Annotated in this window: 10 protein-coding genes and 1 pseudogene; 4 read left to right on the forward strand and 7 right to left on the reverse strand. The window is 52.0% G+C overall.

Features of this window, described 5'->3' with window-relative positions; translation table 11 throughout:
- Positions 1-154: 154 nt before the first annotated feature.
- The 3 genes from PsAD37_RS27075 to PsAD37_RS27085 all read right to left on the reverse strand — a co-directional run bounded on the left by PsAD37_RS27075 (position 155) and on the right by PsAD37_RS27085 (position 4360).
- Entirely contained in the window at positions 155-2608 is a 2454-nt protein-coding gene (locus PsAD37_RS27075) for a Tex family protein (RefSeq protein ID WP_063298721.1), read from the reverse strand.
- 146 nt (positions 2609-2754) lie between these two features.
- Positions 2755-3204, reverse strand: coding sequence for a ribose 5-phosphate isomerase B (rpiB, locus tag PsAD37_RS27080; protein ID WP_063298722.1), 450 nt, complete (start codon positions 3202-3204; stop codon positions 2755-2757).
- 46 nt (positions 3205-3250) lie between these two features.
- Positions 3251-4360, reverse strand: a complete 1110-nt coding sequence (locus PsAD37_RS27085; RefSeq protein WP_063298723.1) for an ATP-dependent RecD-like DNA helicase — start codon at positions 4358-4360, stop codon at positions 3251-3253.
- 278 nt (positions 4361-4638) lie between these two features.
- On the opposite strand from PsAD37_RS27085, the pseudogene PsAD37_RS27090 reads away from it, so the two are divergent.
- Positions 4639-5901: pseudogene (locus PsAD37_RS27090) on the forward strand (glutamate decarboxylase).
- Positions 5902-5933: 32 nt separating this feature from the next.
- Here PsAD37_RS27090 and PsAD37_RS27095 read toward each other — a convergent pair.
- Both PsAD37_RS27095 and PsAD37_RS27100 read right to left on the reverse strand, forming a co-directional pair.
- A complete protein-coding gene (locus PsAD37_RS27095; protein ID WP_063298724.1) occupies positions 5934-6887 on the reverse strand; it encodes a phosphotransferase enzyme family protein in 954 nt (317 codons plus the stop codon).
- The gene (locus PsAD37_RS27100) at positions 6880-7923 is read right to left on the reverse strand and encodes a P1 family peptidase (RefSeq protein ID WP_063298725.1); all 1044 of its coding nucleotides are present in this window, start codon (positions 7921-7923) and stop codon (positions 6880-6882) included. Before PsAD37_RS27100 ends, PsAD37_RS27095 begins: the two co-directional genes overlap by 8 nt.
- A 403-nt stretch (positions 7924-8326) precedes the next feature.
- Between PsAD37_RS27100 and PsAD37_RS27105 the strand changes: the two genes are divergently transcribed.
- Entirely contained in the window at positions 8327-9262 is a 936-nt protein-coding gene (locus PsAD37_RS27105) for a sugar kinase (protein ID WP_063298726.1), read from the forward strand.
- 45 nt (positions 9263-9307) lie between these two features.
- On the opposite strand, the gene PsAD37_RS27110 is transcribed toward PsAD37_RS27105, so the two are convergent.
- Positions 9308-10000, reverse strand: coding sequence for a FadR/GntR family transcriptional regulator (locus PsAD37_RS27110; protein WP_057465458.1), 693 nt, complete (start codon positions 9998-10000; stop codon positions 9308-9310).
- 550 nt (positions 10001-10550) lie between these two features.
- On the opposite strand from PsAD37_RS27110, the gene PsAD37_RS27115 reads away from it, so the two are divergent.
- Both PsAD37_RS27115 and PsAD37_RS27120 read left to right on the forward strand, forming a co-directional pair.
- Complete coding sequence (locus PsAD37_RS27115; protein ID WP_063298727.1) at positions 10551-11495, forward strand: 2-hydroxyacid dehydrogenase; 945 nt, start codon at positions 10551-10553, stop codon at positions 11493-11495.
- 118 nt (positions 11496-11613) lie between these two features.
- Positions 11614-12636: a LacI family DNA-binding transcriptional regulator gene (locus tag PsAD37_RS27120; protein WP_084404817.1), complete on the forward strand. Its 1023-nt coding sequence runs from the start codon at positions 11614-11616 to the stop codon at positions 12634-12636.
- A gap of 6 nt (positions 12637-12642) precedes the next feature.
- Here the strand turns inward: PsAD37_RS27120 and PsAD37_RS27125 are convergent, their stop codons facing one another.
- Positions 12643-13608, reverse strand: coding sequence for an aldo/keto reductase (locus PsAD37_RS27125; protein ID WP_063298728.1), 966 nt, complete (start codon positions 13606-13608; stop codon positions 12643-12645).
- Between the last annotated feature and the right edge of the window lie 52 nt (positions 13609-13660).

A 13660-nucleotide genomic window follows, 5' to 3' on the forward strand; every position in this document is an offset into this window, starting at 1 on the left:
ACTACAACACTATGATTCTAAAAAGCTTTACCAATTCTACAGATCTGATCGAACAGATATAAAAATAAATATTATTTAAAATACGAATCTTTCTACAAAAAAGAGCCCGCCAGCAGAACCGGCGGACTCCCTGAAATATTGAATGGAAGCAGACTTAACGCTTCGGCTTGTTAAACGCAGCTGCCAATGCTGCCGCCATGGCATTGTTGCTGCCGCCGCCATTATCAGCTGGCTTGTTGCCACCACGATCACCGCCGCGAAGCCCACCACCACGGTTGCCGCCATTCGGGCGATTACCACCACCTGGACGACCTCCACCCTGGTTACGGTTGCCAACCCGGTCAGCCTGTCGTTCCTGCGCATTCTCACGTGCATCCGCACTGTCCTTACGCATGGTCAGGCCGATGCGTTTGCGGGCAATATCCACCTCAACAACACGTGCCTTCACAATATCACCCGCCTTCACAACCGTATGCGGATCATCCACGAAACGGTCTGCCAGCTGAGACACATGCACAAGACCATCCTGATGCACACCAATATCAACAAAGGCACCAAAGTTGGTCACGTTGGTAACAGTCCCTTCCAGCATCATGCCTGGCTTGAGATCCTGCATGGTCTCAACACCATCCTGGAAGGAGGCAGTTTTAAACTCAGGGCGCGGATCACGACCCGGCTTTTCAAGCTCGGCGAAGATGTCTTTTACAGTCGGCAGACCAAACTTTTCGTCCGTAAATTCTTTCGGGTCCAAAGAGCCAAGCGTGTTGGAGCCCATGATCTCACGAATATCACGGCCACAGGCTTTGATGATCTTCTGCGCCAGCGGATAAGCTTCCGGGTGAACGGAAGATGCATCCAGCGGATTGGTTCCACCCATAATCCGCAGAAATCCTGCGCATTGCTCATAAGCTTTCGGCCCAAGGCGAGCCACCTTCAACAGCTCACGGCGGTTTTTAAAGGCACCAACCGTATCCCGGTAATCAACAACAGCCTTCGCCAAACTATCAGAAAGGCCGGAGATATGCGCCAGCAGCGGAGCAGACGCCGTGTTGAGATCAACCCCAACCGCGTTCACCGCATCTTCCACCACACCATCCAGCGAGCGCGCCAGCTTGGTCTGGTTCACGTCGTGCTGATACTGCCCAACACCAATGGACTTCGGCTCAATCTTCACCAGTTCCGCAAGCGGGTCCTGCAAACGGCGACCAATAGAAGCCGCCCCGCGCAAAGACACATCCACATCCGGCATCTCTTTCGCAGCCAAAGCCGAGGCGGAATAAACCGAAGCCCCTGCCTCGTTCACCATCACCTTGGTTGGACGATGTTCTGCCGGAATATCCTTCAACAAATCTGCCGCCAAACGATCCGTCTCGCGGCTGGCAGTCCCGTTACCAATCGCAATCAGGCTCACGCCATGCTTGGCAACCAATGCCCGTAAGGTGGCAAGTGAGCCCTGAATGTCATTGCGTGGCTGGAACGGGTAGATCGTGGCGGTATCAATCAGCTTGCCTGTCGCATCAACAACAGCAACTTTCACGCCAGTCCGAATACCCGGATCAAGCCCCAGCGTCGCACGCGGCCCAGCGGGCGCTGCCAACAACAAGTCCTTCAGGTTACGGGCAAAAACCTTGATCGCTTCTTCTTCTGCCTTGTCGCGCAGCTCGCTCATCAGGTCCAGCTCAACATGAAGGCCAATCTTCACCTTCCACGTCCAGCGACACACATCAGAAAGCCACTTATCAGCAGGGCGGCCGTTGTTCACGATGCCCGCCGCATCAGCAATCATCTGCTCCACTGGTTTCACAGCGGAAACATCATCCTCATCCACCTTCAGGTCCAACGCCAGAATACCCTCATTGCGACCACGCAAAAGCGCCAGTGCCCGGTGGCTCGGAATACTCTTCCAATTCTCAGAATAGCCAAAGTAGTCCGAGAACTTCGCACCTTCCTGCTCTTTGCCAGCAACAACTTCTGCCTTCACAGCACCCTGACGCGCCACATAGTTACGCAGTTTACCAACCAACTGAGCGTTCTCAGAAAAGCGCTCCATCAGGATCTGACGCGCGCCATCCAGCACCGCCTTGGTGTCCGCAAAGCCCTTCTCCGCATCAACGAAGCTGCCTGCCTCACTCTCGGGGGTCTTGTTCGGGTCGCTCAGCAGCAAATCTGCCAACGGCTCAATGCCAGCCTCACGGGCGATCTGCGCTTTGGTGCGACGCTTCTTTTTGTAAGGGAGGTAAAGGTCTTCCAGAGTGGCTTTGTTGTCTGCACCAGCAATCTGCTTTGCCAGTTCGTCGGTGAGCTTGCCCTGTTCTTCGATGGATTTCACAATCGCTTTGCGACGATCTTCCATCTCACGCATATAAATCAGGCGCTCTTCCAACGTACGCAGCTGCGTATCATCCAATCCACCTGTCGCCTCTTTACGGTAACGCGCAATAAACGGAACCGTAGACCCTTCATCCAACAATTGCACCGCAGAATTCACCTGCCCCGGCGCACAGCCAATTTCACCCGAAATACGCTGAGAAATCCGCAAAGCAATATCAGCAGAAAGCTTACCCGCTTTGGCAGGAGAAGAAGAAGCAACAGACGTCAGATCAGACATTCAAATCTCGCAGGCTTATTAAAAACAGATGCCCACCCTAGGTCCCCAATGCGGGCAAAACTAGGTACGAGAGACGAATACGCACAGGGAAAGAAGATGTAGTTTTATTTAAATTAACGTCCCTCTCTTCGGTCACTCAATCAGCGCTAAACTTCCAACGCTTCAATCATCTCCACTCGCATCGCATGTCGCCCACCCTCGAACTGGGCGGCAAGGAATGCATCCACGATATCGAGTGCAACTCCTTCGCCAATCACGCGGACCCCCATAGAAAGCATGTTGGCATTGTTGTGCTCGCGGATCATACGAGCAGAGAATGTGTCGCTACAAACCCCGCAACGGATGCCTTTAACCTTATTCGCAGCCATCATGATCCCTTGGCCAGTACCGCACAACACAATCCCAAACCTGCAATCACCAGAAGCAACAAGTTGCGCAGCCGCTTCCCCATGCTTTGGATAGGGTGTGCTTTCAGGCGTTGTCGGCCCGATATCGACAACTTCCCACCCCTTCGCAGCGATATGAGCCGCCACAACTTGCCGAAGCTGAATGCCTGAGTGGTCGCTTGAAAGAACGATGCGTTTGTTGGTTGTCATGAAATAGCTTTCCCGTTTAGCAAGGCACTTTGGCGGCAAAGGGCGGTTATCGCACCACCGTAATCTTCTGCGCAGCACGGGTCACAGCCGTATAAAGCCAGCGCGTTTTGTGCTCACGAAACGCCCAACTCTCGTCAAACAGCACCACATCATCCCACTGAGAACCCTGGGATTTGTGCACGGTCAGGGCGTAGCCGTAGTCGAACTCGTCGGCGCGGCGGCGGATGGCATAAGGGAGCTGTTCGCTGCCTTCCTCAAACATCGCGGGAAGCACTTTCACTCTAATCGCCTTCTTGGAGAGGTCATCTTCTGACGTCACATCAAAGCGCAGTGTGTTTCCGCGTGGAGGACGCAGGCGGGAGACTTCCCAGAGGCCACCATTCAGCAGACCTTTGGTCTTGTCATTTCGCAGGCACACCAGCTTGTCACCAACGGACGGCATCTGCGTTGTGATACCCTTGAGGTCACGAATCCGGCCGTTATACAGCCTGCGCGTCTTGTTGGTGCCCACCAGCACCTGATCGGAGCCAAGAATCCGCTCCTTGTCGATATTCCGGCGCGAAATCACAGAACTGTCGCCATACTGGCCAAAGTCCAGCTCTTGCCCATCGCGAATATCCATGGACATGCGCACAATCGGGTTGTCTTTCGCCTGACGATGAACCTCGGTGAGCATGATATCTGGCTCCACCTCAGTGAAGTAGCCACCACCGCGCACAGGCGGCAGCTGCGCCGGATCACCCAGCACCAGCACTTTTTTGCCAAAAGAGAGCAGATCGCGCCCGAGCTCCTCATCCACCATGGAACACTCATCAATGATGATCAGGTCCACTTTAGCAGCAGGGCTGTCGCGGTTGATGGCGAACTGAGGGCTCTCATCCTCATCGTCATCGTCCTTTTTGGTACCCTTGGGGCGATAAATCAGGGAGTGAATGGTGGAAGCATCTTCACACCCCTTCTGGCGCAGCACATGCGCGGCCTTACCGGTGAAAGCACCAAAGGCCACCTCTCCATCAAGCCCTTCAGCCAGATGGCGAGCCAAAGTGGTCTTGCCGGTACCGGCATACCCGAACAAGCGAAACACCTGGGGCCCGTGCGAACGGGACCAGCGCGCCACTTCAGTAAGTGCATCATCTTGTTGCGGAGACCAATCCATTCCAGACCACCTGTAATAACTTTCTCAAACCAGAATGAGTAATAAACGAAGCTGACCTGAAACGCCCTCGTTTTCTGAAAAAGGTCAACAGGACACTCCAAATTGAACCTGTGAAACTTACGTCGCCTTCAGTCACTGACGCTAGGGTTGCATCAGCAAATCATTTTCGGAGCAACCTCATGCCATTGTGGACGACAAGTGCCAGCGAAAGTCCAGACATTTACGCCACGGCCCGCGCAGTTGAAGGACTTGCTAAAGAGCGCATTCCAGAAACAGGAATGAGCCCGGAAGAGGCCTACAACCTTGTCCGCGACGAGCTCTATCTGGACGGTAATGCACGGCAAAACCTCGCCACTTTCTGCACCACATGGGTGGAAGACGAAGTCCACAAACTCATGGCCGATTGCATCGACAAGGATGAGTATCCGCAAACTGCAGAGGTTGAAGCCCGCTGTGTTCATATCATCGCCAGCCTCTGGAACTCCCCGGAAGCGGAAGAAACAATCGGTTGCTCAACCACAGGCTCCTCTGAAGCCGCCATGCTGGGCGGCCTCGCCCTCAAATGGGCATGGAGAGATCGCCGCAAGAAAGAAGGCAAATCCTAGGACAAACCCAACATAGTGTGTGGTCCGGTTCAGGTCTGCTGGCACAAGTTTGCCAAGTACTTTGACGTGGAGCTCCGCCAGATCCCCCTCAGCGAAGGGTCTCTCCATATGAGGCCTGAACAGTTGAAGGACTACGTGGACGAAAACACCATCTGCGTCGTTCCAACCCTTGGTGTCACCTTCACCGGTGTCTATGAACCAGTAAGCGAAATTTGCAAAGAGTTGGACAAGATCCAGGACCAGACAGGTCTGGACATTCCGGTTCACGTAGACGCCGCTTCCGGCGGCTTCGTCGCTCCCTTCCTACATCCGGAGCTGCTGTGGGATTTCCGCCTCGATCGCGTGAAGTCCATCAACGCCTCAGGCCACAAGTTCGGTCTCGCACCGCTTGGCGTTGGTTGGGTGATCTGGCGCGATCAGAAAGAGCTGCCGTCTGATCTGGTGTTCAACGTTGATTATCTGGGTGGCAACATGCCCACCTTCGCACTGAACTTTTCACGCCCCGGTGGTCAGATCGTCATCCAGTATTACAACTTCATGAGACTAGGCTGGGTAGGTTACAGAGGCATCCAGTCAGCTTGCGCTGAGAACGCTCAGTATCTCGCCGAAAAGCTGGCGGGGCTACCGGAGCTCGACATTCTATATGACGGCAATGGCGCCCTGCCCTGTGTGTGCTATCGCCTCAAACACCCGGAAAAGGCCCACTACTCGCTCTACGATCTTTCAGAACGGGTGCGCATGAGCGGATGGCAAATCGCCTCCTACCCGCTACCGGCAGACATGCACGATACAGTCGTCCAGCGCATCATGGTACGCCATGGCGTCTCTCATGACGCAGTCGACCAACTCTTTCTGGATATCCGTAAGGCACTGAACTATCTGGACAAAAATAACATTAAATGGTCAGAGGCAGGGCCAAGCTTCTCTCACGGGTAGAGCATATCACCGTGAGAGAAACCGCCTAAAGATCAGGCCAGCTGCTCAAGCAGCTGCGCCAGATACTCAGGTTCATCCAGATGGTTCTCAACCATCAGCTCAAACTCTTTGTAAGTAGCCACATATTGTACAGCTGCCATAAGCGCCCGTATTTCGCTTTCGCGCCTTGCAAGCGGATGAGATGAGCCTTTCAATCCTGTGAAATAAGCATCAACAAACGCCTCACCAAGAGATTTATCGATCTCGCACAGGAATGGATAAACGCCAGCAACATCATATACTGGCAGGTCCCACCGGCATTCATCCCAGTCAAGCACACCGACCAACTCGCCAGAATTCTCGCTGATGAGCGTGTTGGGCGGTCCAAAATCACCATGGATCAGGTGCTTTGTCTCATTCAGGTTTCCAAGTTTACCCAGCGCTTCATCAAGCCCCGTCTCCATATCTGCCCAATAAGCAGAGCTCAGATACTTGGCATCGATGTTCTTGGAAGCTTCCAACTCAGAAAGCGCGGCCAACAAGGCAGCTCCTGATTTCAACGTCTCTTTGCTAACACCCGGACGTTCTTGTTCCGCAAATCGAAACGCATCTCGCTCCTCCCAAAGCTTGATGTGCAGATTTGCCAAGGCCTGACCACTTTGACTGCAGGTCTCTACCTTATCCAGTGGCGGCGTCTCACCTTCGATCAACTCAAAGACTGAGTAGTAAGCACCCTCAACCTCGGTCAAACGCTCCTGATTAACGCCATAAAGCGCCTTCGGAACCTCATATCCGATTATATCGTGCAGCAAATCCAGACATTTGAATTCTGAAAGGATCTGCTCTTCAGTTCTATTTGGATTGTGACGACGAAGAACAACAGGCTCCTCCCCGTCTATTTCTCCCAACCAGGTTTCATTGGCATGGCCCTCTCCAAATGAGGACCACCTGGTATTTTCTGGCAAGGCAAAAGCTTCATCAAGGAGCTTGATTTCCTGCTTATTCATTTGCTTCCCCCATTAACTCGCCAAAATCTCCCAATGCATAGCGCGTATTGCCATCACGGCCCGTTACTCGTTCTGCATTCAACATTGAATTGACGATAGCTTCCTCTGTAACTTCTGCAGTCGCTCTAAACACCCTGTCAATTCGCCGCTCATCCACTTGTTCCACCGAATGCGTGCGTTTTCTGCTCTTTGTGTCCACTGGATCCGCAGTTGTGAATGCTAAAGCTATATCGCCACTTCCATGACCAAGAAATGAACCAGTTCGTGCAAGTCCTACAGAAGTTCTCTTGGCAACCCGCTTCAGTTGACGCTCGCTAAGCGGAAGATCCGTTCCGATGATCATGATGATAGACCCTTTTTCAGGTCCGCTCTCATCACGTGCCAGCTTCTCTTCAATCTGCGGGCCAATATGTTGTCCAGCCAATGTAAAGTCTGGCATCCGCCCCATATTGGAAAGCACCAGAGCACCCAGATGGTACTCTTTGTTGCCAAGCTTCACCTGACGAGAAGCACTTCCGATGCCCCCCTTCAGGCCGTAACAGGACATCCCACGCCCCGCACCAACCGCACCTTGCTCAAACTCTTCAGAGACCGCTCCAATCGCGTCCAGAGCATGCTGTGGGCGTACATACAACGCACTGATCTTGTTCAGGAAAGCATCATTACATTCAAACACCACTGGATTGATCGTACCCATCACGAAGTCAATATCCGGCGTTTCTGCCAGTGTATGCTGGATCAAACCTTCACTCACCGCACCAACGCTTAGCGTGTTCGTCAAAAGGATTGGTGTTTCCAGCTCTCCCAGCTCTTCAACCTGCACCAACCCAACACTCTTGCCAAAACCATTAAACACATGAGAAGCCGCACGCGTTCTCAGATTAAAGGCATTCTCATTATGAGTGGTAATCGCGGTCACGCCAGTCTGACAATCACCATCAGTCAGTGTCGCATGCCCGACTTTGACACCCGGAACATCACAAATTGTATTCCGCTGCCCCTTTGGCAAAGACCCAATATTGATTTTCTGAAACATTCCAACCTCTGGCACAAATAGTATTCCACTCAGATGATACCAGTCCTATTTCATAGTTAAAAAGCAAACAACGCCACTAAAAGATTTACCAGCTCATTACAGAGAAGGTCTGCGGCGATATTGGCCGACCAATTTAATCATCAAAGCGGCGCCTCTTTGTAAATTGAATAATTTCCCATATTTAGTTCATCAAGAATTTCAATAAAATCAACGAAAATAAGTGTAAGCAGCTAATTGCAAAATACCCTAAAATATCGGAAAATGGTCTACCAATTAGCTGCCACAAAACTCCCAGCATCAGAATCTTTCCTGCATCATAGCAACCGCTCCTCTTGCAGGGAACTGAAAGGACTGGCCAAAAGTGACGCATGCTGCCTGATACACTTTGAACAATGAGGACAAAATGACCGCAGAAATCATCAGCTTTGGGGAGCCATTGTTCGAGTTCAATCAGGTCAAGGAATACAGCGGAGAAGGCCCAGACTACCTGTCAGGCTTCGGGGGCGATGCCTCCAACTTCGCATGCTGTGCAGCACGTCAGGGTGCAAACGTCGCCATCCTGACCCATCTGGGCGATGATGTCTTCGGCAACAAGTTCATTGGTCTATGGGAGAAGGAGGGCGTTAAAACGCACCTTGTCGAACGCAATCCGATTGCTCCGACAGGCATCTATTTCATCTCCCATGACAAGCAAGGCCATCATTTCAGTTTCGCCCGCAAAGGCTCTGCAGCCTCGCAGATCACACCAGACCAGCTGCCAGCTGATGCCATTCGTGCGGCCAAACTCTTCCACGTCACAGCCATCACGCAGGCCATTTCCACCAGCTCATGCGACAGTGTTTTCAAAGGCATCGAGATCGCCAAAGAAGGTGGCACACTCACCTCCTTTGACACCAACCTGCGCCTGAAGCTCTGGGATCTGAACCGCGCTCGCGGCATCATTCACGAAACCGCCCGCCTCGTTGACTTCATCATGCCAAGCGTCGATGAAGCTGAAGTCCTGACTGGCCTCTCCGATCCGGACAAAATCTGCGACTTCTACCTCAATCTGGGTTCAAAGAACGTCATTCTCAAGCTTGGCAAAAAGGGCGCGATGTACGCAACAGCCTCTGAGAGAAAGCGCGTTGCAGGCAATCCGGTAGAAGCCATTGATGCCACTGGTGCTGGTGACTGCTTCTCGGGCTCTTTCTTCACCAATGTGGTGGCTGGCAAGTCGCTGGAAGACAGCCTCAAATACGCCAACGCAGCCGCAGCACTCACAACGCAAGGCTATGGCGCAGTCGCACCAATCCCGACACGCGATCAGGTCGAAGCCTTCATGCAGGCCCGCAGTATTTGATAGTGAGATTGTGAGAGGGCTCGCAACAATTAAAGCGAGCCTTTTCTATTTGAACTGATCACCAAAGAAGCCAATGTGATTTCGCATCTCACGGCGTGCACCTTCAACATCACGCGCTCTGATCGCGTCCAGAATAGCCTTATGCTCTTCGATCCCGTGCCGACGCGCAAACTCGGGCAGCAACGGGTACAGCCCCTTGCTCATGTTCATACCAACAAGGATTTGCGGCTTCATGACTTCATAAACAGCTGCTGCATATTCATTCTTGGCAGCTTTCACCACCGCAGAATGAAAACGCATGTCACCATCAATGGTGCCGACAGAGTCCAACCCATCGCTGTGGATCTGCGCCAACGCAGCATCCAACTCTGCCATCTCTTCATCAGTCCAGCGCTCAGCAGCCAACGCTGCCATCTCGCCTTCAAAGGCCATTCGGGTTTCCTGGCATTGAATAACATCACCAATGCCGGAAATCGCAAATTCTCCGAGCGTGGGCGCAAAAGGCGTTGGAGTGACGTGCTCCTTGATGACAAAGCTGCCAGAGCCACGCACAGTCTTGATGTAGCCCTCCTTACGCAGACGCTCCATCGCACCGCGTACAACAGGACGTGAGACGCCATACCGCTCGCACAGCGCATTTTCTGTCGGAAGCTTAAGACCTTCCGGAAATTCTCCGGAGTCGACAGCATCTTTCATCTTGTCGTAAACCGCATTCGAGAGGTTTGCTGGACGGGCCACCACTCACACTCCAATTATTCTTGTTTTTTAAGCTGTTTGCAGCCTTGGAAGTTTATTAATTTACAACAGCCGCCCTAAGCTAACAAGCTTGCCACCCTAAACCGGCCCCTTTGATGCAAAGCCTCTTAAGACGAATAAAATAATTAATAAAATCAACTAGATATAAGAATTCTAAAGGCCACTCCATAAGCGAACAACCATGTTCTCTAACCAGACTGCGACATTATGTAGTCTACTTATTTACAGCGCATCTTTCTAATATATCTGAGAGAGATTGTGGGGTCTCTCCAAGGTTGGGGGTGTTATTATGCGTCGACTTCCTTTTAAGACTGTTCGGTGTGCGGCAACTGACTTCTGTGGCACCGTCGCTGTAACGAGTATTCTGGTAGGCATTCTCTATCTGATTTTCACGTTCACATGAGTCCGGCGGGTTTCCTGACATGTTGAAACGCAGGCATCTGTGGGGCAGTCGACACTCCCCACTGGCGAACGTCTGCAACTTGATGCATTCTTGACTTTGATGCTCAAGTAATCTTCAGATGACTGTCTTATGATCGATGTTCTTCAACTAAGCCCTTATGCGCCCAATGAAATCAACGAGGAGCTGGAAAAATGCGCCCCGCTTGCTCGCTATTGGGAACTTCAACAAGACGAAGAGCTGAGAGCTCGGACCTTGCCGAACATCCGCATCGTCGCAACCAAGGGTGATGTTGGCCTCTCCAGTGAGCTGATGGCAGAAATGCCCAACCTTGAGCTTATTGCGATCTATGGCGCAGGTTACGACAAAGTTGATCTGAAACAGGCCCGCGACCGAAACATCATCATCACAACCACACCAGACGCCTTGACCGAAGCCGTGGCCGATCATGTCGTGGCCCTTGCTCTGGCATCCTCTCGCCGAATTGCAGAGGGAGACCGCTTTATCCGCAATGGGGACTGGCTCAATGGCAAATTAGGTATCGGCTACAGCCTGCGAGGTAAAACACTCGGCATCTTTGGATATGGCCGCATTGGCAGAAAAGCCGCCAAAATTTTAGGCGGCACATTTGGTATGCAAATTTTGTACTGTGATCGCAACGCAGACCCGAAACAAGATAAACAATGCCGGTCCTCTCCGTTGGAACTGGCAAGCGAATCCGACGTGCTTGTCATTGCTGCATCTGGCAGCCCGGACACAAAAAATATTATAGATATTAATATATTAGAAGCTCTGGGCCCGAGCGGGCTTTTGATCAATATCGCCCGTGGTTCATTAGTAAACACTCAACATTTGATCACTGCACTTGAGAACAGAACACTCGGGGCAGCAGCCTTGGATGTATTTCCGGATGAGCCTAATGTTCCCAATGAGCTGATCGCGTCCCCCTACACAACCCTAACCCCTCACCTCGCGAGTGCCACACTCGAAACCAGACGAGAAATGGGGTGCCAAGTGATTGAAAATATTTCATCTTACAGGAAAAATGGAGAAGTATTTAACCGGCTAATTTTCTAATCTATACGTAATCCAAATAACATTTACATAGAAAAAACAAAAATATAGCTCACACGCACACGATTCAGGTGTTATTGTCGCCTGATAATTCAACTTACTTTATAAATAAAGCAAATTCATGCCTTTAAAAAAATCCAAAGTTACTGTGTCCGATATTGCGAAAGCAGCGGGAGTATCCGTTGCGACTGTCTCGAATACCATAAATGACACAGGCCGAATGACCGATGAAACCAAAGCTCGCGTAAAGAAAGCTATGCAAGAGCTGGGGTTTGTCAGAGATTACAACGCCGCCAAACTCCGGTCTGGCCGTTCGCGATTGGTCGGCGTTCTCGTGCCGGATATTTCAATTCCATTTTACGCTGAGTTCTGCACGTCATTGGAAGCAGCTCTCTCAGAGCACGGCTACCTGCCCGTTATCGCCAATGTCGGCGAAGACACCAAGCGCCAGCAAACCATGCTTGAAGAAGTCATCGGCCACGGCGTCGCAGGCATAGCAATCAGCCCGAGCGCAGGCACGAAAAGAAGTGACTTCGAGATCGCCAACACGCGCAGAATTCCCGTGGTCACCTTCTGCCGGGAAATTGAAGGTCTGGCGATGGACTACATTGGCTCAAACAATTATCAGGCTGCCCAGCTGGCCACAAAGCATCTGCTTGAGCAAGGCCATCGCAAGTTCGCAATGATTGCAGGTCTGCAGGAAACCATGCCGGGTCGAGAACGCAAACGCGGCTTCTACGACGCCTTAAAAGCAGCGGGCATTCCTGAATCTGACATCCATGTTGAAGTATGCGGCTTTGACCGCGAATGCGGACGCATAAAAGCGCAGCAGCTCGTCTCAAACAAGGCTGAGTTCACCGCCCTGCTCTGCCATAATGATCTTGTCTCAGTCGGCGCAGCTGCAGAACTCAAGAAAGCAGGTCGGAACATCGGTGAAGACCTGGCCGTAGTTGGCTTCGACAACCTGCCAGAAGGTGAAGCATGGACTCCAGCACTGACCTCGGTTGAAAGCTACCCGCGCACCATCGGCAAGGACGTCGCCAACTTACTCATCAAACGCCTTGATGGAGAACCGACACCAACCACGACAGAACGGGTGGAGCCGCATTTATTGGTACGCGACTCCTCCAGTTTTAAGATTTAAGACCCCTTATTCAGGACGCGGCTCGTCCCAAAGGTTTTCCCAGGTGTACGGGCTGCCGGACAAGAAGTACTCATCGCCTGGAATAAAGCGATGGTTCTTGTCCAGATGCGCGATGCGGGACATGTCATGCTCATCAAGATCGCACTCAAGCGCTGCCAGGTTTTGCGCCAGACGTTCAGGATTACCTGACTTTGGCACAACGATAACACCGTTCTGGATCGCCCATTTCAGCACCACCTGAGATGTCGTCGCGCCATACTTCCCAGCAATCTCTTCAATAACAGGGTGAGCAAGAACAACATCCTGCTTTTGCGCATCCGTCAGATCCGCTGGAACACCACGTCCAAGCGGAGAGTATGCGGTCAGCGCAATGTTGTTGTGCAGGCAATACGAGCGAAGATCATTCTGCTGAAGGAAAGGATGCAACTCCACCTGATTAACAGCCGGAACAACTCGCGCTTCCATAATCAAATCTTCCAGCTTTTGCGTGCTGAAGTTGGAAACACCGATCGTGTTCGCTAGACCATCATCAAAGCACTCTTCCAGCGCCCGCCATGTATCCATCAGCGGCACATCTTCAAGCGAATAATAGTCTTCCGAGCTGGTAGGCTTCTTCACGCCCGTCTTCAGCGCCACAGGCCAGTGCATGAGGTAAAGATCAAGGTAGTCCAGCCGAAGGTCCGCAAGCGTCTTTTCCAGCGCGCCTCTCACATCTTCAGGCTTATGAAAGCTGTTCCATAGCTTGGAGGTGATGAAGAGTTCGCTGCGCTTGATGCCCTCTTCCTTCACGGCATCAGCAATCGCCTGCCCAATCTCAGCTTCATTGTCGTACATCATCGCACAATCGATGTGGCGATACCCAGCAGTCAACGCCGCACGAAGTGCAGGATAGGTCTTACCCTCTCCAAAGTTCACCGTACCAAGGCCCAGCATTGGCATCTTGTAACCGGTAGAAAGTGTCTTGGATCGCATGATGCCCCCTCCAAAAAAGAAAACCTGCCAGCAAACGCCAGCAGGTTTCCTT

The organism is Pseudovibrio sp. Ad37, assembly GCF_001623075.1.
Taxonomy (GTDB): domain Bacteria; phylum Pseudomonadota; class Alphaproteobacteria; order Rhizobiales; family Stappiaceae; genus Pseudovibrio.

Bases quoted from the DNA above. Each gene is read 5' to 3' on its own strand.
- PsAD37_RS27075 (WP_063298721.1), bottom strand. From the start codon at position 2,608: ATGTCTGATCTGACGTCTGTTGCTTCTTCTTCTCCTGCCAAAGCGGGT.
- rpiB (WP_063298722.1), bottom strand. From the start codon at position 3,204: ATGACAACCAACAAACGCATCGTTCTTTCAAGCGACCACTCAGGCATT.
- PsAD37_RS27085 (WP_063298723.1), bottom strand. From the start codon at position 4,360: ATGGATTGGTCTCCGCAACAAGATGATGCACTTACTGAAGTGGCGCGC.
- PsAD37_RS27095 (WP_063298724.1), bottom strand. From the start codon at position 6,887: ATGAATAAGCAGGAAATCAAGCTCCTTGATGAAGCTTTTGCCTTGCCA.
- PsAD37_RS27100 (WP_063298725.1), bottom strand. From the start codon at position 7,923: ATGTTTCAGAAAATCAATATTGGGTCTTTGCCAAAGGGGCAGCGGAAT.
- PsAD37_RS27105 (WP_063298726.1), top strand. From the start codon at position 8,327: ATGACCGCAGAAATCATCAGCTTTGGGGAGCCATTGTTCGAGTTCAAT.
- PsAD37_RS27115 (WP_063298727.1), top strand. From the start codon at position 10,551: ATGATCGATGTTCTTCAACTAAGCCCTTATGCGCCCAATGAAATCAAC.
- PsAD37_RS27120 (WP_084404817.1), top strand. From the start codon at position 11,614: ATGCCTTTAAAAAAATCCAAAGTTACTGTGTCCGATATTGCGAAAGCA.
- PsAD37_RS27125 (WP_063298728.1), bottom strand. From the start codon at position 13,608: ATGCGATCCAAGACACTTTCTACCGGTTACAAGATGCCAATGCTGGGC.